We start from the raw sequence: 24,221 nt of genomic DNA, 5'->3' as shown, positions 1-24,221 counted from the left end.
CTTGTGGCAGCGGTGCTTGCCCGCGAAGCTTCCGGCGGTCTTAAGGGCCTCTTCGCGGGCAAGCACCGCTCCCACAGAACCGAGCCCTGCCTGTCAAAGCGGTTGAATGCGCCAGATGCCAAACGGCTGGTGCCACGGCTCGATGCGCATCCACTGGGTCTTGCCGTACCAGGTCCAGGTGTGGCCGTTCATCAAATCCTCGCCACGGGTGGCGGCGTCATCCGTCAGGCCGAATTCCCACAAGGGCAATTCGAAGTGCGCTTCCTGGGCGTTATGCGGATCAAGGCTGACGGCCACCAGAATGAAGCTGCGCAGGTCCGCCGTGCGCTTGCCGAAATACAGGATGTTGTCGTTCCAGGCGTTGTAGACCTGCAACCCCAGGTGCGTCTGCAAGGCTGGGTGCTGGCGACGGATACGATTGAGCTGGGCGATCTCGGCGATGATGTTGCCCGGCGCATTGAAGTCCCGAGGACGGATCTCGTATTTCTCCGAATCCAGGTATTCCTCCTTGCCCGGCAACGCCGCCGACTCGCACAGCTCGAAGCCCGAGTACATGCCCCAGAGCCCCGAGCCCATAGTTGCCAGTGCCGCGCGGATAAGAAACCCGGCGCGCCCGGAATGGTGGAGAAAGGCCGGGTTGATATCCGGTGTATTGACGAAGAAATTCGGCCGGTAGCACTCACGCCAGGGCGACTGGTTCAGCTCGGTGAAATAGGTCGCCAGCTCGGCCTTGCTGTTGCGCCAGGTGAAATAGGTGTAGCTCTGGGAATAACCGACCTTGCCCAGGCGCGCCATCATCGCCGGCGTGGTGAACGCCTCGGCGAGAAACATCACCTCGGGGTGGACGCCGCGCACGTCGGCAATCAGCCATTGCCAGAACGGCAGCGGCTTGGTGTGGGGGTTGTCGACACGGAAGATCTTCACCCCCTCCGCAACCCAGCCCAGCACGATATCCCGCAGCTCGACCCAGAGGCTGGGAATCGCCTCGGCGGCATAGAAATCGACGTTGACGATGTCCTGGTATTTTTTCGGCGGGTTCTCCGCGTATTTGATGCTGCCGTCCGGCCGCCAGTTGAACCAGCCGGGATGCTGCTGCAACCAGGGGTGGTCCTGGGAGCACTGGATGGCGAAATCCAGGGCGATTTCCAAGCCATGCTCGGCCGCTGCACTGACCAACCGGCGAAAATCCTCGCGGCTGCCCAGTTGCGCGTGAATCGCCTCGTGCCCGCCCTCCTCGCTGCCAATGGCATAGGGACTGCCCGGGTCGTCGGGGCCGGCAATCAGGGCATTGTTCGGGCCTTTGCGGTAACTGCGACCGATAGGATGGATCGGCGGGAAGTACAGCACGTCGAAGCCCATGTCACGGATCATCGGCAAGCGACTGTGCACATCGTTGAAGGTGCCGTGACGGGCCGCCCGGTCGGTGACCGAACGCGGAAACAGCTCGTACCAGCTGGCGAACTGCGCCAGGCTGCGCTCCACGTCCAGCGGGTAGTCGTAGCTACGACTCAGGTAGGCATGGTGGTCGGCCTTGCGCATCAGCACCGCCGTGGCGGGCTTGAGAAAGCGCTCGACCTGACCATCGTTCGACAGGTGCAGCAACTCCTCGTGCAAGGCCGTCAGGCCCATCGCCACCTCGTCATGACTACGCTCGATGGCGTGCAGCACCTGCGCCCGTCCCTCCTGCAATTCAAGATCGATGGGCACACCGGCGACGAACTTCTTCTCCAGTTCGTAGCAGAAGCTGGCGAACTGATCGATCCAGGCTTCGATCCGATAGACATAGCGCCCCTGGTCGCCGACCCGCAAGCGGCCCCGCCAGGCGTTGTTGCCTTTATCGGTCATGGCCGTGCGCTGCCAGTCGGCCTCGCCGAGGTTTTTCCAGGCCAGCAGCACCGCCAGCTTGTCGTGGCCGTCGGCGAACACCTTGGCGCTTACCACCAACTCCTGCCCCGCCACCGCCTTGACCGCGAACTGCCCGCCATCAATGGTCGGCGTCACGTCTTCAATGGCGATGCGCGGCAGCAGCAAGGCCTGGGACAAGGGCAGGACTTCAGTGCCTTCCTCGTCCAACGGTTTATCGGCTGTCATCGAGCATCACTCCTTACGCCCCATGGACGCTCCACTCTGCGTGATCGGCATGGCCACCGGCTTCATCCTGAAAAAGGTCGCTTCAATTCGGAGCCCGCTACCGGAACAAAAGTTCAGACCGATTTGTCGGGAAACGCCACTTGTCATAACGCGGGAGTCAAAAACACCCGGGCAGGGTCCACCGCTTTACGGGGTGTCCGGATCCCAAAAAGGGCGCCACACCTGCAGCACGCATAAAGGAGGCCAGCTTCATGAATATTCCGATTCCGGCAGAAACGCCAGATCCCAATATCGACCAACCGACCCTGCCACCGACGGAGCCGCAGCCGATACCGACGCAGGAGCCGCCGGACAGCACACCACCGCCCAGGACCGATCCGCCAACCAGCATGCCACCGGTGATCGCCTGACGCAGCGCGCCTGAAGCATAGACGGGAATGGCGCTTCAGCCGCGCTATCGGCAGAACACAAGGCGAGCACCATGCCTGTGCATATCCAACCCTCGACCCAGACCTGTGCCCTGGAGCAAGGCGATATCCGTCTGCATGGCCCGACCAGTGCCGTGCGAATCAATACCGACGACGGCAAAAGCATGTCCCGCGCCGAACTGGACGACCGGTTTATCGGGTGACCGAAGCCGAGGCCGACGCCCTGACCGTCGCCAGCGCCATCGACAGCCGCCACCATGTAAAGGTGAGTGACGGTGATTCGGTGATTTGATTGACCTGTGTCAGCAGCGCCGCCCGGCCTTTGCGTCTGGCGCCACAGGGCACGACCGCAGCGAGCGGCACAGGCTGGGACAAGCTGTCGCAGGCTACCGAGGTCGACCATCTGATCCGCTTTTTATTCAAATACCTGAGTCTGTTATGCAAACAGTTCGCTCGGCATAGTGCCCAGGCCTGATGGAGGCTGACGAGCGACAGACCATGAGCGAGAGAATCCCCGTCCAGAGTGTTGAAACCTTCGAGCCTGCACGTGCGAGGCTGAAGGCCAGGTCCACCGACCAACTGATCCACACCCGCAGCTTCAGCGGGCTGTTCCGTAACCTGCGGCTGGGTGGCGGCGGGTTTCTGTTCCTGTTGTTCTTCGGCACGGTGTGGCTGAACTGGGGCGGCCGCCAGGCGGTGCTCTGGGATCTGGCCGAAAGCCGCTTCCATATCTTCGGTGCGACCTTCTGGCCCCAGGACTTTATCCTGCTCTCGGCCCTGCTGATCATCTGTGCCTTCGGCCTGTTCGCCATCACCGTGTTCGCCGGTCGGGTCTGGTGCGGTTACACCTGCCCGCAAAGCTCATGGACCTGGCTGTTCATGTGGTGCGAGAAAGTCACCGAGGGCGAGCGTAACCAACGCATCAAGCTGCAAGCCGCGCCCTGGGGCCTGAACAAGCTGGCCCGGCGCGCCGCCAAGCACAGCTTGTGGCTGGGGATCAGCCTGCTGACCGGGCTGACCTTCGTCGGTTACTTCACACCGATCCGACCGCTGGCCCAGGAGCTGATAACGCTGCAGATCGGCGGTGTCAGCCTGTTCTGGGTGCTGTTTTTCACCGCAGCCACTTATATCAACGCCGGTTGGCTGCGCGAAGCGGTGTGCATGCACATGTGTCCCTATGCGCGGTTCCAGAGCGTCATGTTCGACAAGGACACCCTGACCATTTCCTACGACCCCGCCCGGGGTGAAAACCGTGGCCCGCGCAAACGCGAGGTAGCGCCGGCCAGTGTCGGCCTGGGGGATTGCATCGACTGCCAGATGTGCGTGCAGGTCTGCCCCACCGGCATCGACATCCGCGACGGCCTGCAGATGGAATGCATCGGTTGCGCGGCCTGCATCGACGCCTGCGATTCGATCATGGACAAGATGGGCTACGCCCGTGGACTGGTGAGCTATACCTCCGAACATCAGTTGCAAGGTGGCAAGACCCATCTGCTGCGCCCGCGCCTGATCGGCTACAGCGCCGTGCTGCTGATCATGATCGGCGCGTTGGCCGCAGCCCTGGTGGAACGGCCCATGGTCTCGCTGGACGTGAGCAAGGACCGTGGCTTGTTCCGGGAAAACAGCCAGGGCCAGATCGAGAACATCTACAGCCTCAAGATCATCAACAAGACCCAACAGCCCCAGCGCTATCGCCTGGAACTGCAGGACAGCGATGGCTTCCAGTTGCAGGGCAAGACCGAACTGAACCTGGCGGCGGGTGAAATCGTCGACCTGCCGGTGTCGGTGGCGATGCTCGGCGACAGGCCGAAAAGCAGCTCGCAGGAGGTGAGCTTCAAAGTGCTCGACAGCGACCAACCCGAGGTCTACAGCGTGGCGAAGAGCCGCTTTGTCGCCCCGCTGAACCGTTGATGCCTTAGAATCCCCAAGGGGTGGCCCTGGCGCCGATCAGCCCGTATTGAAAGCGCCGCAAAACGGTAGGAGCCGGCTTGCTGGCGATAGCACCCGATCAGGCGATGCAGGACTTACTGGCCTCATCGCCGGCAAGCCGGCTCCCACAGGAACTGCGTTCCACCTTGATCGACGGATATCAGGACCCACCCGCCAAACCAATCGAGTTGCCATGAAACGCTACGAAAAATTCGCCGACGACATCGCTGAGCTGATCCGCACCGGCGTCCTCGGCCCCGGCCAGCGTGTACCATCGGTGCGCTATGCCAGCCAGACCTACGGGGTCAGCCCGTCGACCGTGTTCCAAGCCTACTACCTGCTGGAGCGCCGCGGTCTGATCCGCGCCCGGCCGCGCTCCGGCTACTTCGTCAACGCCCACACCCCCAGCCCGTTCTCGGAGCCGGCGATCAGCAGCCAGGTCAGCGAGTCCACCGAAGTGGATGTCAGCGAACTGGTGTTCTCGGTGCTGGACTCCATCAAGGACCCCGCCACCGTGCCCTTCGGCTCGGCCTTCCCGAGCCCGACGCTGTTTCCCCTGCAACGCCTGTCCCGCTCCCTGGCCAGTTCCAGCCGCGAGATGGACCCGCGCATGGTGGTCACCGACCTGTCGCCGGGTAACCCGCAACTGCGGCGGCAGATCGTCCTGCGCTACATGGTCGGCGGGCTGATGCTGCCCATGGAGGAACTGCTGATCACCAACGGCGCCCTGGAGGCGCTGAACCTGTGCCTGCAGGCCGTCACCGAGCCCGGCGACCTGGTGGCCATTGAGGCCCCGGCCTTCTATGCCTGCCTGCAAGTGCTGGAACGGCTCAAGCTCAAGGCGGTGGAGATTCCAGTGCATCCGCGCGACGGCATCGACCTCGGGGTGCTCGCCCAGACCCTGGAACGCCATCCGATCAAGGCCTGCTGGTGCATGACCAGCTTCCAGAACCCTCTCGGCGCGACCCTGCCCGAGACGAAAAAGCAGGCGCTGGTGGAGCTGTTGCGCCAGCATCAGGTGCCACTGATCGAAGACGATGTCTACGCCGAGCTTTATTACGGCCAACAGGCGCCGAAACCGGCCAAGGCCTTCGACACCGAGGGCCTGGTGATGCATTGCGGCTCTTTCTCCAAGAGCCTGGCGCCGGGTTACCGCATCGGCTGGGTAGCGGCGGGACGTTACGCGCAGAAGGTCGAGCGACTCAAGCTGATGACCTCGCTGTGCGCCTCGATGCCGGCCCAGGCGGCCCTGGCCGACTATCTGCAAAACGGCGGCTACGACCGGCACCTGCGCAAACTGCGTTATGCCCTGGAGGAACAACAGAGCGCCATGCTGGCGGCGATTGCCCGTTACTTCCCGGCGCAGACGCGGGTCAGCCAGCCGAGCGGCGGTTACTTCCTGTGGCTGGAGCTGCCGGAACAACTGGATTCGCTGAAACTGTTCCAGATCGCCCTGGCCCAGGGCATCAGCATCGCCCCGGGACCGATCTTTTCGCCGACCCAACGTTTTCGCAACTGCATCCGTTTGAATTACGGCAGCCCGTGGAACGAGGTGTCGGAGCAGGCGATGGAGACCCTGGGACGGATTGTGCGGTCATTGCTGGAGCAGTGACCACACAATCTCAAGAACACCGCCCCCTGTAGGAGCTGGCTTGCCAGCGATGAGGCCCGCAAGTCTTGCATCGACCATGTGACCGCCATCGCCGGCAAGCCAGCTCCCTCAAGGACCGCATTTAACTGTTAGCCGTGGTCGTATTCAGGGGCCGGTGCATCAGATACGCCGCGCCGGTCACGCGAATCATTGGATGCGGCACGATCTGACATTCACCGACAATCGTAAAGCCATGACGCTGATAGAAGCGGCAGGCACCTGTATTCATTGCATAGTCGATCAGGCTCAGGCCCTTGAGCTCAAGGGCCTGACAGCGTTGGCGAGCATATTCAAGAAAGCGTGCGCCCAAGCCCTGGTTGCGCCAGCCCTCATGCAGGGCCAGGCTGGAAATATAAAGGGTGTCGGGAATCTCCAGATCGGCATACGGCGCCAGCACCGGATCGCTGCTCGGCGTCGCATCCGGGTCTTCAAACATCGGATAGCTGTGCAACATGCCGATAACCTGGCCTTGCACCTCGGCCATCAGGCAGTTTTCATAAGAAAAATCCACGCCCTCGCGGGCATAACGCCGCTCACCGACATCCAGCAAGGATTCGGCGCCTTCAGCCAGCTGGCTCCAGATATAGTCGGATGCCCCTTCCGAGGAAATCTGGAACAGGCGGGCAATCTCGCGGGCATCCGAGCGTAGCGCCGGACGAAAGATAACGGTCATTCGGGGATCCCTGTAACGGTCGGTCGGCGGCCAGGCAAAGCCCTGGCGCCGGCGTTACAGTGTGAGGCGTGCGCTCAACGGGTCGATGTGCCCGAGCGACATGACCGGCGCAAAAACCGACTTAACGGCCACCCGCCAGATCGATAAAGGTCCCGGTGGCGTAGGAAGCCTTGTCCGAGAGCAGCCAGACAATCGCCTCTGCCACTTCTTCGGCGCGACCGCCGCGGCCCATGGGAATGGCCGATTCCAGTTTGCTGACCCGGTCGGCATCGCCGCTCAGGGCATGGAACTCGGTGTAGATATAACCCGGGCGCACGGCATTGACGCGAATGCCCTCGCCCGCCAGCTCCTTGGACAAACCGAGGGTAAAGGTGTCCAGCGCGCCCTTGGAAGCGGCGTAATCCACGTATTCGTTGGGCGAGCCGAGACGCGCCGCCGCCGAAGACACATTGACGATATTACCGCCCTGACCACCATGGCGCGGTGACATCCGCCGCACCGCATGCTTGGCGCAGAGGATCGGCGCCAGGGTGTTGACCTTCAGGGTTTGCAGAATACGGAATTCGGACATTTCATCGACCCGAGACTTGTGTCCGACGGTCCCGGCATTGTTGACCAGGGCGGTGACCGGCCCCAGCTCGGCGTCCACCCGATTGAACAGGCGGATCACCTCATCCTCGATACTGACATCGGCGCGCACGGCAATGGCCACGGCACCCAGCCCGCGCACCTGCTCCAGCACCCGCAGGGCCGCTTCCTCATCCGCCAGGTAGTTGATACAAATGCGATAACCCTGCTGCGCGGCGAGTACCGCGGTGGCGGCGCCGATACCACGACTGCCGCCGGTGATGACGATGACTTTGTCCATAACTCCGCTCCCTCGTTCAACCTGTAGCCTTGTCGCAAAAGCATACTCGTCGACGACTGCTTTTGTGTAGTCGCCGAAGGTCGCAAGCTTTGTACTAAACGCTTACATAAACCCAGGCATCCAAGCCGGAGGCCAGGCGGACCGAGACGCGCTTGTAGTCGGAGACTTCATAGGCATCCGCCGAATGCCGAGCCGATCACCCCCCTGGCCGCCCGATGCGGAAAATCAACACCCAGGACCTGCGCGACTGACAGCCCTGCCCCCAGCATCGCCCGCTCCTTGGCGACATGAAAGTCACGCCCGACTCATGGAAAGGTCCATTCCGACCGATCTGGGCAGTACCAATCGCCTAGCGCCGCCAGACCACACAACCCAGCGCGCTCAGGGCAATTGCCAAACCGGCCAGGGAATACACCCAACTGGCCGAAGCCAGCGGCAGTAACACTCCCGCCAGCAACGGGCCGACACCGGCACCGATATCGCGCCACACCGCATTCGAGGCCAGGGCCTGGACCCGTCCGGCCCCCGGATTGCGCTCGGCCACCAGGGTCACCACCAGCGGCAGTTGCAAGGCCCGCAGAATCAGCACCGCGCCGGCACCAAGAATCAGCCAATGGCTGCCGAAGGCGCTCAGGGCCAGGCCGCTGAGGATCGAGAACAACAGCAACATGCGCACCACGCCATAACTGTCGGCGGCCCGACCGCCCAAGGGGCTGAGGAGCATTTCCGAGACATAACGCAGGGCCATCAATATCCCGGCGATGATCACCGCATTGCCACCCAATACGGCGGAGGCCTGCAACGACAAACCGAAGATAAACAACCCGTCCAGCGCCACGCCTTCGACAAAGGACCACATTGCGACACTGTCCGGCCGTTTGAAGCGACGCCCGGAAGGGGCTGCCAGTTCATGCCCCAGCGTCGGCAGCCCGCGCGCCACCCACAGCCCGATCAGCGCCGTGCCGCAGAGCAGCAGGAAAATCAGCCGGGGCCCGAAGTGCAGGCTCAACCAGCCGCCCACGGACAAGGCGATCATCGGGCCGATGGCAATCACTCCCCGCGAACGCCCCGCCCGGCGCGCGGCACCGCTCGGCTCCAGGGTCGCCAGCACCTGCGTCGACAGGTTCATCGCGGCAAACGACAGGCCCCAGACCAGGCGCAGCAGCAATAACCAGCCAAAGCCGGAGATCAGCGAGTTGCCCAGGGCGCAGAACGCGGCGGCCCCGGCCGCCAGCATCAGGGTCGAGCGATCGCCGTGGCGGGCGTAATAGCGCAGCACATAGCTGTAACCGAAGATCCGCACCAGTCGGTTGGCCGCCAGCAATACCCCGGCCTGGGCCAAGGTCACGCCAAAGGCCTGGGTGTTCATGGGCAACAACAGGTAAAGCAGCACGTCGCTGGGCAGGCACAAGGCGAGGACGGTGGCGGAACGGCGGGAGGCGGAGTCGGTCGGGTGGGCAGCCACGGCAGGCATCTGGGACGGGTCTCCGCAGGGGGGGAAGAAGCCTGCCAGCATGCCGGGTTGAAACAATCGATGACAATATTTTTCTGCTCTCTGATCTCCGTTCGACCATTGGGTACCCTGCTTGCGAAATAAGCCCCGGAAGCGAGCGCTTCTTGGTATCGTGTGCGCCGATTTAAATAGCCGCCTATATACTTTTTCCTTTTAGCTGCTCCGTTCATATTCAATTTTCTTTGCACAAAACAGGTTCCTCATGACCGATCCCATTCATATCAAGGATCACGAGAACGAAAAGCGCCTGGTGAACAAGCGCTTGTTGGCGTGCGGCATCCTGGTCCTGGGGCTGGCCGGCAGCCTGGTCGCCCGCCTGTATTTCCTCCAGGTCACCGAGTTTTCCTATAACTCCACCGTCTCGGAAAACAACCGCGTCCACGTCCTGCCGATCCCGCCGGAACGCGGCTTCATTCTCGACCGCAACGGCCAGGTCCTCGCCGACAACCAGCCCAGCTTCAACATGACCCTGACCCGCGAGCGCGCCGGTGACGTCGGCCAGGTGCTGGACACGGTGATGAGCGTGCTCAATCTGCCGGAAGAAGACCGGACGATGTTCACCAAGATCCTCAAACAGTCGCGCCACCCGTTCGAGCCGGTCACCCTGCTCTACGAACTGACCGAACAACAGATCGCCCTGCTGGCGGTGAACGAGTTCAAGCTGCCGGGCGTCGAGGTCGAGCCGCAGTTCGTCCGGCACTACCCGCTGGGCGACCATTTCGCCCATTCGGTGGGTTATGTCGGCCGGATCAACGAAAAGGAAAGCAAGCAACTCGACCCGGTGGAATACCGCGGCACCCAGTCCATCGGCAAGACCGGCATCGAGCGTTTCTACGAAAACGAGCTGCACGGCCATGTCGGCTACGAGGAAGTCGAGACCAACGCCCAGGGCCGGGTGATGCGGGTGCTCAAGCATACCGATCCGATTCCCGGCAAGAACATTGTCCTGAGCCTGGATATCAATTTGCAGGAAGCCGCCGAGAAGGCCCTGGGCGACCGGCGGGGCGCGGTGGTCGCCATCGACCCGAAGACCGGCGAAGTGCTGGCAATGGTCAGCAAGCCGAGTTTCGATCCGAACCTGTTCGTCACCGGGATCCGCGCCAAGGATTATTCAGCCCTGCGCGACTCCCTCGACCGCCCGCTGTTCAACCGTGCCCTGCGCGGGCTCTACGCCCCGGGTTCGACCATCAAGCCGGAAGTGGCCATCGCCGGCCTGGACAGCGGCGTGATCTCACCCTCCACCCGAGTGTTCGACCCCGGTTACTTCCAGTTGCCCAATGTCGACCACAAATACCGCAACTGGAACCACAGCGGCGACGGTTGGGTCGACCTGAACGCGGCGATCATGCGCTCCAACGACACCTACTTCTATGACCTGGCGAGCAAGCTGGGCATCGACCGCCTGCACGATTACCTGAACAAGTTCGGCGTCGGGCAGAAGGTCTCCCTGGACATGTTCGAGGAATCGCCGGGGCTGATGCCGTCCCGCGAGTGGAAACGCACGACCCGGCGCCAGGCCTGGTTCCCCGGCGAAACGGTGATCCTCGGCATCGGCCAGGGCTATATGCAGGTCACGCCGCTGCAACTGGCCCAGGCCACGACCCTGATCGCCAACAAGGGCGTGTGGAATCGTCCGCACCTGGCCCGGACCATCGGCCAGGTTGCGCCGGTGGATGAGAATCCGATTCCCAATATCGTGCTGCATGACCCCAGGCAGTGGGAGCAGGTCAACTACGCCATGCAGTTGGTGATGCACGATCCGCGTGGTATCGCCCGGGCGGCGGCGGTCGGCGCGCAGTATCGCATTGCCGGTAAGAGCGGCACGGCGCAGGTGGTGGCGATCAAGCAGGGTGAGCGTTATGACCGTTTGAAGACTTCGGAGCGCAATCGAGATAACGCCCTGTTCGTCGGTTTTGCCCCGGCGGAAGACCCGCAAATCGTGATTTCGGTGATGATCGAGAACGGTGAGGCCGGTGGTCGGGTCGCCGGTCCCGTGGTGCGGGAGATTCTCGATGCCTGGCTGCTGGACAAGGATGGCAAGCTCAAGCCCGAATATGCGCGGCCGCTCAAGCCGCATGAGGATCCGAAGGTTTAGTTGAGGCTGCCGGCCTCTTCGCGGGCAAGCTCCGCTCCCACAGGTTCGGTGTCATACGCATGCTTTGAGTCCGACTCGAACAGTGTGGGAGCGGAGCTTGTCGGGACGCCGCACCGCCGCGAAGAGGCCCTCAAGAACAACCCCACGGGTCAGGCCGCGGCACCCCGCCGATAAAACGCCAACACTGCGCCCAAGGTCATCAGCAAACCACCGGTCACCCGGTTGAATGCCCGCAGCTGGCCGCCCTGCAAGCGGCTCAACAAGCGCGCGCCGCACAGTGCGTAAAACAACATGATGCTGACATTGAGCAAGGTCAGCACCATGGCCAGCAGCGCATATTGCGGCAACTGCGGCTGCGCACTGTCGATAAACTGCGGCAGAAACGCTGACATGAACAACAACGCCTTGGGGTTGGTCAGCGCCACCACGAAACAGCGCATGAACAAACCAACGGAACGGCTCGAACCCTGCGGCACCGGCAGTTCGGCCAAGGTCGCGGGCGAGCGCAGCATCTTCCAGCCGAGCCAGACCAGATACGCCGCCCCCAGCCACTTCACCGCCTGGAACAGGGCCTCGCTGGCCTGCAGCAGAATCCCCAGGCCACAGGCCACCGCCGTCACCAGCAGCGCATCGGCCAACACCGCCCCGCCCATGCCCCAGGCCGCCGCACGCACGCCGTGGTTGGAACCGTTGTGCAACGCCAGCAGCACCGTCGGGCCGGGCATCGCAATGATCGCCGCCGAGCTGATCAGGAACAGGAGCAAGGTTGCCAGCGTCATGAAAGTCGCCTTGAAAATGAAAAATGGGCGTCATTCTGCGGCCAGCACCGCCGCGCTTCAACCGTCGGTACCCCAACCTGTCGTTTGCGCTGGACGCGGCTAAGCTGTTTCGTGATAAAACAGGCCCAAGCACTGAAGCGTTTCAGCGTCCTTTCCATCAGACAGGGTGATAGCCTCATGACCGACCAGAAGCTGCTCGACTCACTGTTTCCCGCCGCCGCGGACATCCCGGAAAAGTACCGATTCGAAGGCCCGCTGGAACAACGCGAATACCTGGTCGACGGCGCCTTGCGGACCTGGGCCGGCCCCCTTGCCCAGGTCCGCAGCCCGGTGTACCTCGCCACTGCCAGCGGCGATGAGCAAGTGATCCTCGGCAGCACACCGCTGCTGGATGCCGAGACCGCCCTCACCGCCCTCGACGCCGCGGTTCGCGCCTATGACCGCGGCCAGGGCGAATGGCCGACGATGCGCGTGGCCGAGCGCATCCAGCATGTCGAAGCCTTCCTGCGGCGCATGCGCGAGCAGCGCGAGGCGGTGGTCAAGCTGCTGATGTGGGAGATCGGCAAGAACCTCAAGGATTCCGAGAAGGAATTCGACCGTACCTGCGACTACATCGTCGACACCATCAATGCCTTGAAGGAACTCGATCGCCGCTCCAGTCGCTTCGAACTGGAACAGGACACCCTCGGCCAGATCCGCCGCGTCCCCATGGGCGTGGCGCTGTGCATGGGCCCCTACAACTATCCACTGAATGAAACCTTCACCACCCTGATCCCGGCGCTGATCATGGGCAATACCGTGGTGTTCAAGCCAGCCAAGCTTGGCGTGCTGCTGATCCGTCCGCTGCTGGAAGCCTTCCGCGACAGCTTCCCGGCCGGAGTGATCAACGTGATCTATGGCAGCGGCCGGGAAACCGTGAGCGCGCTGATGGCCAGCGGCAAGATCGATATCTTCGCCTTTATCGGCACCAACAAGGCCGCCAGCGACCTGAAGAAACTCCACCCCAAACCCCACCGCCTGCGCGCCGCCCTCGGCCTGGACGCGAAGAATCCGGCCATCGTGCTGCCCGAGGTCGACCTGGACAACGCGGTCAACGAATGCGTCACCGGCTCGTTGTCGTTCAATGGCCAGCGCTGCACCGCGCTGAAGATCCTGTTCGTGCACGAAGCGGTGGTCGAGGGTTTTATCGAGAAATTCAATCGCAAGGTGCAAAGCCTGGTGCCGGGCATGCCCTGGGACAATGGCGTGTCGCTGACGCCCTTGCCGGAAGCCAGCAAGATCGACTATCTCAATGCCCTGGTGGCCGATGCCCAGGCCAAGGGGGCCAAGGTGGTCAACCCCAATGGTGGCCAAACCCGCGCTTCGTTCTTCTACCCGGCGCTGCTCTACCCGGTGAATGACGGGATGCGCGTGTACCAGGAGGAGCAGTTCGGCCCGGTGGTGCCCATCGTCCCTTACCGCGACCTGGAAACCGTGATCGATTACGTACTGGAATCGGACTTCGGCCAGCAATTGAGTATTTTCGGCACGGATCCGGCCCAGATCGGCCGACTGGTGGACACCTTCGCCAATCAGGTCGGGCGGATCAATATCAATGCCCAGTGCCAGCGCGGCCCGGACACCTACCCGTTCAACGGGCGCAAGAATTCGGCCGAAGGCACGCTCTCGGTGCACGATGCCTTGCGGGTGTTTTCGATCCGGACCCTGGTAGCGACCAAGTTCCAGGACAGCAACAAGGCGCTGATCAGCGATATCATCCATAACCGCGAGTCGACGTTCCTGACCACCGACTACATCTTCTGAGGTCACCCAAGCGGTGTGGTTCGCAAACCCACGCTGCCCCTGTAGGAGCCAGCTTGCTGGCGATCCAGACGACGCGGTTTGACAGGACACCGCATCGATACCATCGCCAGCAAGCTGGCTCCTACAGGGTAGCGCCGTTTTTTTATGCCAGGCCCATAGGGCTGCCGGGCGCTCTGATCTATCATTGCACCTCAGGCTGCCCGGGCCCGCCATTATTTTTATAAGAAATCCATGCCACGCATCGACCTCCGCCGATTGATCCTGTTGCTGTCGCTTTCCGTCGTCACCCTGACTGCCGGCAATCTCTTCTTCGCCAGCTATCAGACCCAGCGCAACTTCCTGATGGAACAGACCCTGGAAGCCAATCGGATCTATGCCCTGAAGTTGGCGAACAGCACCAACAACTTCCTCAAGTCGACCCAGCAGCAACTGGCCTTCAGTGCCGGGCTGCTCCCCGCGATCTGGGACCAGCCAGACCTACTGTGGCAGGAAGCGCATCGGCTGCGCCGCGAGACCGGCAGCTTCAACTCGGTGATCATCATCCGCGCGGACGGCAAGATCATCGCATCCTCTCCGCTGTCAATGAACCTGACCGGCACCGCTCCCAACAGCGAGGGCTTTCGCCAGGCCAGCGCGGTGCGCCAACCCTATATTTCAAGCCCCTATGTCGGGGCCAACAACCACCTGATGATCCAGATCTCGCATCCGATCTTCGACGGTGACGGCAACTACCTGGGCTACCTGGGCGCCGGTATCTATCTCAACGAACCGAATATCCTGCACTCGCTGCTGGGCGAGCAATATTACCGTGACGGCTCCTACCTCTATGTAGTCGATACCCAGGGCCGACTGATCTATCACCAGGACCCGGCGCGGATCGGCGACACGATCAAGGGCAACCCGGCCATCGACGCGGTGATCGCCGGCGAGACCGGCAGCCTGCGGTTGCACAACTCCAAGGGCGTCGACATGCTCACCGGGTATGCGCCGGTACCGCGGATCGGTTGGGGCGTGATCAGCCAGCGACCGACCTCCGTCACCCTGGAGGGCCTGCAACGGCTGATGCTGGAAGTGGCCGGGTATGCCGTGCCACTGTTGCTGCTGTCACTGCTGGGCATCTGGTGGATTTCGACGCTGATCAGCAAACCGCTCTGGCAACTGGCCAATACCACTCAGTATTGGGGCTCCTCCACCGCCGCCCAGTCGGTGAGCAAGGTCAAGGCCTGGTACTACGAGGCCGCACAGTTGAAGAACACCATGCAGAAGGCCCTGATGTCACTGCACCAGCAACTGGGCCGGCTCAACCAGGAAAGCGTCACCGATCCGCTGACCGGCCTGACCAACCGGCGCGGCCTGCAATTGATCCTCGACGACTGGGAAAGCCGCCAGCAGCCGTTTTCGCTGATCGCCCTGGACATCGACCACTTCAAGCAGGTCAACGACAGCTACGGGCACAGCGCCGGCGACCTGGTGCTGCAACACCTGGCCCAGCAGATCCGTCGCCACTCCCGGGAAAGCGACGTGCTCTGCCGCCAGGGTGGCGAAGAGTTCCTCATGCTGCTACCCGCTACCCCGCTGGCCCAAGCGACCCTGGTGGCCGAGCGTTTGCGCACGGCGATGGCCTACACCGAAAGCCCGAACGGCATTCCGGTGACCATCTCCCTGGGTGTGGCCGGCTGGCCGCAGGGTGGGCAGACCGTGGCCCAGGTCCTCCAGGCGGCGGACCAGGCCCTCTATCGGGCCAAGGATCGCGGACGCAACCGGGTGGTGCGTGGCGATGATGAGACCCCGCCGGATGCGCCGAACAGTTAGACTGCCCCCCCTGGCGACACGCATCGGACCGCCGTCCCAGGCCACGAACACCCGACGCTTTCGGGGATTTCTTTCGAGATTGACCACCAGCATGACCTTCAACTTCGACACCCTGATCGACCGTCGCAACACCGGCAGCACCAAGTGGAGCCGCTACCCGGCCGACGTCCTGCCCATGTGGGTGGCCGATATGGACCTGCCGGTGGCGAGTGCGATCACCCAGGCCCTGCAGCAGCGCCTGGAACATCCGCAACTGGGTTACAGCGTGGCCCAGGACGCCCTGCGCCAGGCCATCGTCACCGATCTCTGGGCCAAATACGCCTGGCGCGTGCTGCCCCAGGAGCTGATTTTCCTGCCGGGGGTCGAGCCGGGTTTCAACATGGCGTTGCACGCCTTTGTGCAACCGGGCCAGAACGTCGTGGTGCAGACGCCGAACTACCGCCCGCTGCGTCTGGCGCCGGGGCACTGGAACCTGCCGAAAGTCGAACTGGCGTTCGAGCGTGACGCCCAGGGGGACTACGTCACCCCCTTCAATGCCCTGCGCAACGCCTTGCACGGCGGCGGCGCGTTGCTGCTGAGCAACCCGCACAACCCGCTGGGCAAGGTCTTCCCACGGGAAGAACTGCAACAGGTGGCGGATATCTGCCTGGAACAGGGCGCGCTGATCATCAGCGACGAAATCCACGCCGACCTCTGCTTCGACGGCCGTCGGCATGTGCCGATCGCCGCCCTGAGCGCGGAGATCGCCAAGCGCACCATCACCCTGATGTCAGCGAGCAAGGCCTATAACATCGCCGGGCTGAAGACCGCCTATGCCATTATCCAGGACCCGCTGATACGCGAGCGTTTCAACGCCTCCCGCCTGGGAATGGTCGACAGCGTCAACACCCTGGGGCTGGAGGCCACCTGCACGGCCTACACCGAGTGCGCTCCGTGGCTCAAGGGGCTGGTGGAGTACCTGCAGGCCAACCGCGACTACCTGCAACACGCGGTGGAAACCCGGCTGCCGGGCGTGGTCCTGCACCCGGCGCAGGGCACCTACCTGGCCTGGCTGGATTGCAGCGCGTTGGGGCTGGCGGACCCATACCAGTTTTTCCTCGACGAGGCCAAGGTGGGCTTGAGCGCGGGTATCGAATTCGGCGACAACGCGAAGCAGTTCGTGCGTTTGAACTTCGGTTGCCCGAGAGCATTGCTGGAGGAAGGTATCAGTCGGATGGAGCAGAGTTTGCGCCGACGCTGAAAGCGCGATGCGAAAACACCGTCACATCCAATCTGATATCTGATGTAGGAGCGAGCTTGCTCGCGATGGTCGTCCAGACACCGCTGGGTATCAGATGCCCCGCGTTATCGTTGACCTCCATCGCGAGCAAGCTCGGCTCCTACAGGTACAAGGTCAGGCGTGTTTGTTCAGGCGCGGCTTGGCCTTGGGAAAATACGGTGGTTTGACCAGCAGCGTCGGCGCGGGCTTCACGGCCTTCGCCGCTACCACCTCGACCGGCGGCTCCCCGCCAAACTCCGCGACATAAGCAGTCTGGCCGCAACGCAGTCGATTGTTGATGGGAAACTCGTCCCCGTTGTCGTAAATGTACACGTCCTTCATAGCCATCTCCTTCTCAACATAATTGATCCCTGCCAGCAAACGCCTGCAGGCTTCAAAAATATTGAGCGTAGCCGATCAATAGCGATTGGCAGACGCTGGCGCAAGGTTCCGACGAATGACCACCCGGTCACGAAATTTACATTTTCCTGACCAGGGCTTTCACGCCGATTTCACTTGTGCACGCCTAGGATCGGCTCACTCCTCGCTTCAATCCCATTCGGCTCGCCTTTGTCGCGAGCTTTTTTTTGCCCGCGCAACCGGTCGAACCACAGGTAGACCACCGGGGTGGTGTAGAGCGTCAGCAGCTGCGACACCGCCAACCCACCGACAATGGCGATCCCCAAGGGCTGGCGCAGTTCCGAACCGGCGCCGTGACCAAACGCCAGCGGCACGGCACCGAGCAGCGCCGCCAGCGAGGTCATCAGGATCGGCCGCAGGCGCAGCAGACAGGCTTCATGCACCGCCTCGCGGGGCGCCATACCGCCGCGCTCGGCCTCCAGGGTGAAGTCGACGATCATGATCGCGTTCTTCTTGACGATCCCGATCAGCAAGATGATCCCGATCATGCCCAGCACCGACAGGTCCTGCCCGCAGATGATCAACGCCAGCAAGGCGCCGAAACCGGCCGAAGGCAAGGTGGAAATAATCGTCAGCGGATGGATGGCGTTTTCATAGAGCACGCCGAGGACGATATAGACCGTCAGGATCGCCGCCAGGATCAACCAGGGTTGCGACTTGAGCGAATCCTTGAACGCCTGGGCGGTGCCCTGAAAACTCCCCGATACCGTGTCGGGCAGGCCTACCGCCAGCGAGGCCTTCTCGATGGCGTTGACCGCATCGCTCAGGGCCTGCCCGGGGGCCAGGTCGAACGACAGGGTAATGGCCGGGAACACGCCCTGGTGGTTGATGACGATCGGCGCCAGCTCGTTGCGGACACTGGCCAGCATATCCAGCGGCACCATGCCCCCGCTGGTCGAACGCACATACAGGTGCTTGAGGGTGTCGATGGACATCTGCCAGTGCGGATCGAGTTCGAGAATAACGTGGTTCTGGTCCAGCTGGGTGAACATGGTCGCGATCTGGCGCTGGCCGAAGGCGTCATAGAGCACGTCGTCGATCGCCTGCACATTGACGCCAAGACGCGCCGCCGACGGTCGGTCGATCACCAGGGTGGCCTGAGGCGCGGCGCGCTGCTGGTCGGAGGTGACGTTGCGCAATTGCGGCAACTGCTTGAGGCGCTCGAGCAACAGCCCGCTCCAATGGTCCAGCTCCTGGCTGTCCGGGTCCTGCAAGGTGTACTGGTATTGGGTCTTGCTGGCGCGGCCGCCGATCTGGATATCCTGGTTGGCCTGCAGGAACAGCTTGATGCCCTGGACCTTGTCGAGGGCCGGCTGCAAGCGTGCGATCACCTGTTGGGCACTGACGCTGCGCTGATCGAAGGGCTTGAGGTTGACCATCACCCGGCCCTGGCTGACCGTCGGGTTGGGGCCGATCCAGAAATAGGCCTTGGCCACCGCCGGATCGGCGCTGACGATATCGGCCAGCAGCGCGACCCGTTGGCGCATGGCGTCCGGAGAAATGTCCGAAGCGGCTTCGGCGACCCCCTGGATCAACCCGGTGTCCTGCTGCGGGAAAAAGCCCTTGGGGATATACAGGTAGAGCATCGCCGTGGCGACGAAGGTGGCGACGGCTACCGCCAGGGTCAGGCGCTGGTGATCGAGCACCCACTCCAGGCTGCGCCGATAGCCCTCGTGAATCCGCTTGTAGACCGCCTCGCAGGCGTCGCCGAAACGGCTCGGACGCGAGTCGTGCTCCGGTTTGAGCAACCAGGCGCAGAGCATCGGCGTCACGGTCAGGGAGACCACGCCGGACATCAGGATCGCCACGCTGACCGTCACCGCGAACTCGCGCATCAGCCGCCCGACGATACCGCCCATCAACAGGATCGGCAGAAACACCGCGATCAGCGACACGGTCATCGAGACAATGGTGAAACCCACTTCACGCAAACCGTCCACCGCCGCCTGGATCCGCGACTTGCCCATCTCCAGGTGGCGAACGATGTTTTCCATGACCACGATGGCGTCGTCCACCACAAAACCGACGGCAATCGCCAGGCCCATGATCGACAGGTTGTCCAGGCTGTAGCCCAGCAGGTACATCACGGCAAAGGTCGCCACCAGCGATAGCGGGATGGTCAGGGTCGGGATCAGGGTCGCGGTGGCCTTGCGCAGGAACACGAAGATCACCACGACCACCAGGGCGATGGACAGCAGCAGGGTGAACTGCACGTCGTTGACCGAGGCGTTGATGGTCTGGGTGCGGTCACCGACCACCTGGACCTGGACGTCCCGCGGCAAGGACGCGGTCAGGGCCGGCAGGCTGGCCTTGATATTGGCGATGGTCGACAGCACGTTGAAGCCCGGCTGCTTGTGGATGTCGACGATCACCGTCGGCTGGCCGTCGATACCGGCGGCCTGCTGGGTGTCCTCGGCGCCATCGATGACCCGGCCCAGATCGCCGAGTTTGATCGGCACCCCGGCCTTGTAGGCCACCACCTGCTCGCGATAACCCTTGGGGTCGAGCAACTGGTCGGTGGCATTGAGGGTCACCGAGCGGTACTGGCCGTTGAGGTTGCCCTTGGGTTGATCGAGGGTACTGAGGCCGACGATGCTGCGCACGTCCTCCAGGGTCAGGCCCCGGGCCGCCAGGGCATCCGGGTCGATCTGGATGCGCACCGCCGGCTTCTGCTCGCCATGGAAATCCACTAGCCCCACGCCCGGCATCTGCGACAGGCGCTGGGCCAGGTAGTTGTCGGCGTAGCGATCGAGCTCCGGCAAGGTCCGCGTCGGCGAGGTCAAGGCCAGGGACAGCACGGTGAACTCCGCCGGGTTGACCTTGTTGAAGGTCGGCGTGCTGGTCATGGTTTTCGGCAAGGTGGAGCTGGCGGTGTTGATTGCCGTCTGCACGTCCTGGGCCGCGCCGTCGATATTGCGCGACAGGTCGAACTGCAGGACGATCTGGGTCTTGCCCGAGGAGCTCGAAGAGGTCATCGAGGTGACCTGCGGCACCGCCGCGAAGGCTCGCTCCAGTGGCGTCGCCACCGAGGTCGCCATGGTCTCGGCACTGGCCCCGGAGAGCTTGGCAGTGACCTGAATGGTGGGAAAATCCACCGTCGGCAACGGCGCCACCGGCAGTTGGAAATAGGCGAAGATGCCCAGCAGCATCACCCCCAGGGCCAGCAGGCACAGCCCGGTGCGGCGCTGGATCAGCCCGGCGAGCAGGTTCATGGCTTGCCTCCGGTGCTGCCGGTCAATGCCAGCTCAGGGGCCGCCGGATCCGATTCCAGGCTGATCGGCTTGACCTTGAGTCCGGGGGCAATCCGCGACTGCCCCTGGACCACCACCACTTCACCTGGCGCCAGGCCGTCCTTGATCCACTGTTGCCCGTCAACCACCGTCGCCGCCGTGACCTGCCGTGGCTCGACCCGCTGGTCGGCATTGACCACGTAGACGAAGTCCCCCTTCTGCCCTTGCTGCACGGCATTGGCCGGTACCACGGTGGCGGCCTTCTGGGTATTCACCAGCAGGCGTGCCCCCACCAGTTGGCCAGGCCAGAGTTGTTGGCCCGCGTTGTGGAATTGCGCCTTGAGCTGGATCTGCCCGCTGGCGGCGATCACCTGGCTGTCGATAAAACTCAGGTAACCGGTGGCCAACTGTCGATGGCCGTCGCGGCTCATGGCGAACACCTGCAAGGGCGCCACGGCGTTTTCCTTGAGGATCCGCGCCAGGTCGTCCTGGGACACCGCGAAGGCCACCGAGATCGGGTCCATCTGCGTCAGGGTCACCAAACCGGTGGCATCGGCGCCGTGGACAATCGAACCGACATCCAGCAGGCGTTGCCCGGTGCGGCCGGTGAATGGCGCGTCGATCCGGGTAAAGGCCAGTTGCAGGCGGGCATTCTCCAGCGCCGCCTGGTCGGCCTGGACCGTGGCCTGCTGGGCCGCCAGTTGCGCGCGGTAGGTGTCGACATCCTGGGTCGGGCCGGCCTTGGCCGCCGCCAGCTTACTGGCCCGGTCAAGATTGACCTTCAAATTGGCAAGCTGCGCCTGGTCCTTGCTGACCAACGCCTGCGCCTGGGCCACCTGGGCCTGGTACACCCGCGGGTCGATCTGCGCCAACTGGCTGCCGGCGTTGACCATCTGGCCTTCGGTGAACAGGACTTTCTGCAGCTCGCCGTCGACCCGTACCCGTACATTGACGGTGTTGAGGGGTTGGACATTGCCGATGGCGTCGATCCAGATCGGCAGGTCCTTCTGCCCCGCCGCCTGCATCACCACCGGGATGGCGCTATCAACAGGGGTTGCCGGTGCCGCCTGGGCGCGGTCGATCCACTGGGTTTTGATCAACAACGACGCGCCGAACAGGGCCACGACCAGCAGGCCGAGGCGCAGACGACGATGTTGGGATGGCGCCTGGGGTGAATGCTTCATGGCTGAACGACCTGAGAGAGAGAAGAAGATGTGGCGGCAGCCAGGGTTGGCGCGCTGAAGTCGCCGCCGATGGCGCGGAACAGGCCGACGGCGGCCTGCAAATGCTGGAGGCGCACCTGCAACAGGCTGTCTTCGGCCTGGTACTGGGTGCGCTCGACCACCAGCAGCGTCTGGAAATCGGTGGAGCCGAGCCGGTAGCGGACCTGGGCCAGGCGTGCGGCCTCACGGGCCGAGCCGACGGCGGCCTGGTTCAGGGCATAGGCCTGGTCCAGTTGCCGCGCGGCGCTGAGCTGGGTTTCCACGTCGCGCAGGGCTTCGATGATCGAGGCCCGATAGCTGGCGGTCAGCTCCTGCACATGGGCCTGGTCGGCGTGCAGTTGCCCGGTCAGTTGGCCGCCGCTGAACACCGGCTGGGCCAGGCTGCCGACCATGCTCCAGATATGCCCGCCGGCCAGGGTGTCGATACCGCCGAGCAGGTCCAGCGAAAGGTTGGGCAGGAACGCCGCCCGGGCCACGCCGACGTCGAAGTTGGCCGACACCAGGCGGGCCTCGGCGGCCTGGATATCCGGGCGTTGACGCACCAGGCCGACGGGCAGGCCGACCTTGGGTTGCGGCACCTGGAGCGTGTCGAGCCCGCTCTGCTGGACCTTGAAACCTTCCGGTGGCACACCCACCAGCGTCGCCAGTTGGTACTGCGCCGCGTCGAGTTGCTGTTGCAACAACGGCACGGCGGCCTGGAAGGTTTGCTGGGCATTGCGCTGCTGTTCGACTTCCAGACTCGACACCGCGCCCTGGCTGGCCTGCACCTGTACCAGGTCGAGGACCTGGCTGGCATCGGCGGCAATGGACTGGGCCAGGCGCACGCGCTCTTGCAGCGAGAGAACCTGGAAATAGGTGTCGGCGATACTTGCACCGAGGGTCATGCGCAGGGTCTGGGCATCGAACTGGCTGGCGTTGGCCAGGGCCTGGGAGGAATCGGCCGTGGCGCGCTGCTTGCCCCAGAAGTCCACCTCATAGGTGGCTTCGGCGAAGACGCTGGTTTTTTTCGTGCTGCCGTAGTTGTTCTGGCGCTGGTAGCTGCCGCCCAGGGACAGGTTGGGGTATTGCCCGGCACCGGCCACCTGGGCGATGGCCCGGGCCTGGTCGACCCGGCTCACGGCGGCCTTGAGGCTGTAGTTGTCGTTCAGGCCACGGGCAATCAGGCCATCGAGCTCGGCGCTGTGGAACTCACGCCACCAGGGTCCGCCCGCGGCGTCAGCCGGGGTCGCGGACGGGTCCTTGGCCGACCACTGCGGGGCCAGGGGCAAGGCCGGCGCCTGGTAATCCGGCACCAGCGAGCAACCGCCCAGCAGCGTCAAGCCGACCAGGGCCAGGGCCCGGAACAGTCGGCTTGGGGCATGAGGTGGATGAAAAGCCTCGATTTTCGGCGTGAGCAGCATCTACGGGATATCTCCAGAACCTGTGTGGCAGAGCCATCGATCAGATTCCGAAGCTATCAGGCAGAGGCCCGCGTCCCGTTCCTCCAAAGCTAAATTTTAGTTTAGGTAAATATCATGTGAACGCGGTTCCTTGTAGGAGCCAGCTTGCTGGCGATGGACGTCAACGATAACGCGGGGCATCTGATACCCAGCGGAGCCTGGACGACCATCGCGAGCAAGCTCGCTCCTACAGAGGCGGCGTTGACCGCAGTGGCGCATCAAGGGGGTCTTCGTCGTCCTGTAGCAACCGGTACCCGACCCCCGGCACGGTCTGGATCAACGAATGGCTGAACCCGGCGTCCAGTTTGCGACGCAACCGATAGATGTGTTTATCGATCACGTTGTCGATGGGGTCGAAGTCATAGTCCCAGGCACTCTCCAGCAACATGCTGCGGGTCACCACCTCATCGCAGTGACGCATGAGCTTTTCCAGGATCAGCGACTCGCGCTGCTGCAGGACGATAACCTGCCCTTCGCGGGTGGCGGTGCGCGCGGCGCAATCCAGTTGCAGACTGCCGACCCGCAAGGTCCGCGACAATCCCAGCACCGGGTCACGGCCACGCTGCAAGGCTTCCAGCCGGGCGAGCACCTCGACGAAGGCATAGGGCTTGGCCAGGTAGTCGTCACACCCGGCGCGCAAACCTTCGACCCGCTGGGTGGTGGAGTCCAGGGCACTGAGCATCAGCACCGGCGTGCGCAGGCCCTGGCGGCGCAGTTCCTGGACCAGCGCGAGACCGTCCAGCCCCGGCAGCTTGCGGTCGACGATCAAGGCGTCGTAGATCCCTTCCAGGGCCATGTCCAGGCCACTGCGACCATCGGCGACGGTATCGGCGACGTGCCCGCTTTCGTTGAGGCCGCGCACCAGGTAACTGGCCGCTCGGGCGTCATCCTCGATGACCAGGATTCTCAAGACCGGCTCCGAGCCGACTCAGCTAAACTTTTTTTCATATTGACGCGACCTTTCAGATAAACCCGGTTTGGCACACTATGCCGGTCGACAAGCCAACCA

The 24,221-nt window shown here is 63.3% G+C and carries 17 protein-coding genes and 2 pseudogenes; 8 read left to right on the top strand and 11 right to left on the bottom strand.

The genetic code is table 11. The features are described 5' to 3' along the window. Positions 1–93: 93 nt before the first annotated feature. Positions 94–2,091, bottom strand: a complete 1,998-nt coding sequence (locus AC07VG_RS25415; protein ID WP_495001871.1) for an alpha-1,4-glucan--maltose-1-phosphate maltosyltransferase — start codon at positions 2,089–2,091, stop codon at positions 94–96. 251 nt (positions 2,092–2,342) lie between these two features. Here AC07VG_RS25415 and AC07VG_RS25410 point away from each other — a divergent pair, with 251 nt between their 5' ends. The 4 genes and pseudogenes from AC07VG_RS25410 to mapR all read left to right on the top strand — a co-directional run bounded on the left by AC07VG_RS25410 (position 2,343) and on the right by mapR (position 6,060). Next, positions 2,343–2,501 carry a hypothetical protein gene (locus tag AC07VG_RS25410; RefSeq protein WP_495001870.1) on the top strand — a complete coding sequence of 53 codons (159 nt, stop codon included), beginning with the start codon at positions 2,343–2,345 and terminating at the stop codon, positions 2,499–2,501. Between the two features lie 71 nt (positions 2,502–2,572). Continuing rightward, positions 2,573–2,811: pseudogene (locus AC07VG_RS25405) on the top strand (DUF3203 family protein). A 206-nt stretch (positions 2,812–3,017) separates the two neighbouring features. Beyond that, positions 3,018–4,430, top strand: a complete 1,413-nt coding sequence (gene ccoG, locus AC07VG_RS25400; RefSeq protein WP_495022099.1) for a cytochrome c oxidase accessory protein CcoG — start codon at positions 3,018–3,020, stop codon at positions 4,428–4,430. A gap of 211 nt (positions 4,431–4,641) precedes the next feature. Next, entirely contained in the window at positions 4,642–6,060 is a 1,419-nt protein-coding gene (gene mapR, locus AC07VG_RS25395) for a GntR family transcriptional regulator MpaR (RefSeq protein ID WP_495001868.1), read from the top strand. Positions 6,061–6,181: 121 nt separating this feature from the next. Here mapR and AC07VG_RS25390 read toward each other — a convergent pair whose 3' ends face one another. From AC07VG_RS25390 to AC07VG_RS25375, 4 genes and pseudogenes are all read right to left on the bottom strand, one after another. After that, entirely contained in the window at positions 6,182–6,772 is a 591-nt protein-coding gene (locus tag AC07VG_RS25390; protein WP_495001867.1) for a GNAT family N-acetyltransferase, read from the bottom strand. Positions 6,773–6,893: 121 nt separating this feature from the next. Beyond that, positions 6,894–7,640, bottom strand: coding sequence for an SDR family oxidoreductase (locus AC07VG_RS25385; protein ID WP_495001866.1), 747 nt, complete (start codon positions 7,638–7,640; stop codon positions 6,894–6,896). A gap of 94 nt (positions 7,641–7,734) precedes the next feature. Further along, a pseudogene (locus AC07VG_RS25380) lies at positions 7,735–7,824 on the bottom strand (gamma-glutamylcyclotransferase); the annotation flags it as partial. 165 nt (positions 7,825–7,989) lie between these two features. Continuing rightward, the gene (locus AC07VG_RS25375; protein WP_495022098.1) at positions 7,990–9,114 is read right to left on the bottom strand and encodes an MFS transporter; all 1,125 of its coding nucleotides are present in this window, start codon (positions 9,112–9,114) and stop codon (positions 7,990–7,992) included. A gap of 241 nt (positions 9,115–9,355) precedes the next feature. On the opposite strand from AC07VG_RS25375, the gene mrdA reads away from it, so the two are divergent. Then, entirely contained in the window at positions 9,356–11,248 is a 1,893-nt protein-coding gene (gene mrdA / locus AC07VG_RS25370) for a penicillin-binding protein 2 (RefSeq protein WP_495001864.1), read from the top strand. 149 nt (positions 11,249–11,397) lie between these two features. On the opposite strand, the gene AC07VG_RS25365 is transcribed toward mrdA, so the two are convergent. After that, positions 11,398–12,027: a LysE family translocator gene (locus AC07VG_RS25365; protein ID WP_495001863.1), complete on the bottom strand. Its 630-nt coding sequence runs from the start codon at positions 12,025–12,027 to the stop codon at positions 11,398–11,400. Positions 12,028–12,204: 177 nt separating this feature from the next. Here AC07VG_RS25365 and AC07VG_RS25360 point away from each other — a divergent pair, with 177 nt between their 5' ends. From AC07VG_RS25360 to AC07VG_RS25350, 3 genes are all read left to right on the top strand, one after another. Further along, the gene (locus tag AC07VG_RS25360) at positions 12,205–13,830 is read left to right on the top strand and encodes an NADP-dependent glyceraldehyde-3-phosphate dehydrogenase (RefSeq protein WP_495022097.1); all 1,626 of its coding nucleotides are present in this window, start codon (positions 12,205–12,207) and stop codon (positions 13,828–13,830) included. Positions 13,831–14,061: 231 nt separating this feature from the next. Continuing rightward, entirely contained in the window at positions 14,062–15,642 is a 1,581-nt protein-coding gene (locus AC07VG_RS25355; RefSeq protein ID WP_495001861.1) for a sensor domain-containing diguanylate cyclase, read from the top strand. Positions 15,643–15,733: 91 nt separating this feature from the next. Then, the gene (locus AC07VG_RS25350) at positions 15,734–16,882 is read left to right on the top strand and encodes a MalY/PatB family protein (protein WP_495022096.1); all 1,149 of its coding nucleotides are present in this window, start codon (positions 15,734–15,736) and stop codon (positions 16,880–16,882) included. A 153-nt stretch (positions 16,883–17,035) separates the two neighbouring features. Here AC07VG_RS25350 and AC07VG_RS25345 read toward each other — a convergent pair whose 3' ends face one another. The 5 genes from AC07VG_RS25345 to AC07VG_RS25325 form a co-directional block, all read right to left on the bottom strand. Then, positions 17,036–17,242 carry a hypothetical protein gene (locus AC07VG_RS25345; protein ID WP_495001859.1) on the bottom strand — a complete coding sequence of 69 codons (207 nt, stop codon included), beginning with the start codon at positions 17,240–17,242 and terminating at the stop codon, positions 17,036–17,038. A 170-nt stretch (positions 17,243–17,412) separates the two neighbouring features. Continuing rightward, positions 17,413–20,532, bottom strand: a complete 3,120-nt coding sequence (locus AC07VG_RS25340; protein WP_495022095.1) for an efflux RND transporter permease subunit — start codon at positions 20,530–20,532, stop codon at positions 17,413–17,415. Beyond that, positions 20,529–21,734 (bottom strand): efflux RND transporter periplasmic adaptor subunit, encoded by a 1,206-nt coding sequence (locus tag AC07VG_RS25335; protein ID WP_495001857.1) that lies wholly within the window; start codon positions 21,732–21,734, stop codon positions 20,529–20,531. The genes AC07VG_RS25340 and AC07VG_RS25335 overlap by 4 nt, the downstream gene beginning before the upstream one ends. Further along, positions 21,731–23,173 (bottom strand): efflux transporter outer membrane subunit, encoded by a 1,443-nt coding sequence (locus AC07VG_RS25330; protein ID WP_495022094.1) that lies wholly within the window; start codon positions 23,171–23,173, stop codon positions 21,731–21,733. The genes AC07VG_RS25335 and AC07VG_RS25330 overlap by 4 nt, the downstream gene beginning before the upstream one ends. Positions 23,174–23,399: 226 nt before the next feature. After that, on the bottom strand, positions 23,400–24,122 hold the full coding sequence (locus AC07VG_RS25325; protein WP_495001855.1) for a response regulator transcription factor: 723 nt from the start codon (positions 24,120–24,122) through the stop codon (positions 23,400–23,402). Positions 24,123–24,221: the final 99 nt, after the last annotated feature.

This window comes from Pseudomonas sp. GW821-FHT03C07, from assembly GCF_059420925.1.
Note: the sequence above shows the minus strand (reverse complement) of the source record. Positions and strands in the feature narration are given on the sequence as shown.

Bases quoted from the DNA above. Each gene is read 5' to 3' on its own strand.
- AC07VG_RS25340 (WP_495022095.1), bottom strand. From the start codon at position 20,532: ATGAACCTGCTCGCCGGGCTGATCCAGCGCCGCACCGGGCTGTGCCTG.
- AC07VG_RS25355 (WP_495001861.1), top strand. From the start codon at position 14,062: ATGCCACGCATCGACCTCCGCCGATTGATCCTGTTGCTGTCGCTTTCC.
- AC07VG_RS25390 (WP_495001867.1), bottom strand. From the start codon at position 6,772: ATGACCGTTATCTTTCGTCCGGCGCTACGCTCGGATGCCCGCGAGATT.
- AC07VG_RS25350 (WP_495022096.1), top strand. From the start codon at position 15,734: ATGACCTTCAACTTCGACACCCTGATCGACCGTCGCAACACCGGCAGC.
- AC07VG_RS25335 (WP_495001857.1), bottom strand. From the start codon at position 21,734: ATGAAGCATTCACCCCAGGCGCCATCCCAACATCGTCGTCTGCGCCTC.
- AC07VG_RS25330 (WP_495022094.1), bottom strand. From the start codon at position 23,173: ATGCTGCTCACGCCGAAAATCGAGGCTTTTCATCCACCTCATGCCCCA.
- ccoG (WP_495022099.1), top strand. From the start codon at position 3,018: ATGAGCGAGAGAATCCCCGTCCAGAGTGTTGAAACCTTCGAGCCTGCA.
- mrdA (WP_495001864.1), top strand. From the start codon at position 9,356: ATGACCGATCCCATTCATATCAAGGATCACGAGAACGAAAAGCGCCTG.
- AC07VG_RS25345 (WP_495001859.1), bottom strand. From the start codon at position 17,242: ATGAAGGACGTGTACATTTACGACAACGGGGACGAGTTTCCCATCAAC.
- AC07VG_RS25415 (WP_495001871.1), bottom strand. From the start codon at position 2,091: ATGACAGCCGATAAACCGTTGGACGAGGAAGGCACTGAAGTCCTGCCC.
- AC07VG_RS25365 (WP_495001863.1), bottom strand. From the start codon at position 12,027: ATGACGCTGGCAACCTTGCTCCTGTTCCTGATCAGCTCGGCGGCGATC.
- AC07VG_RS25410 (WP_495001870.1), top strand. From the start codon at position 2,343: ATGAATATTCCGATTCCGGCAGAAACGCCAGATCCCAATATCGACCAA.
- AC07VG_RS25385 (WP_495001866.1), bottom strand. From the start codon at position 7,640: ATGGACAAAGTCATCGTCATCACCGGCGGCAGTCGTGGTATCGGCGCC.
- AC07VG_RS25375 (WP_495022098.1), bottom strand. From the start codon at position 9,114: ATGCCTGCCGTGGCTGCCCACCCGACCGACTCCGCCTCCCGCCGTTCC.
- AC07VG_RS25360 (WP_495022097.1), top strand. From the start codon at position 12,205: ATGACCGACCAGAAGCTGCTCGACTCACTGTTTCCCGCCGCCGCGGAC.
- mapR (WP_495001868.1), top strand. From the start codon at position 4,642: ATGAAACGCTACGAAAAATTCGCCGACGACATCGCTGAGCTGATCCGC.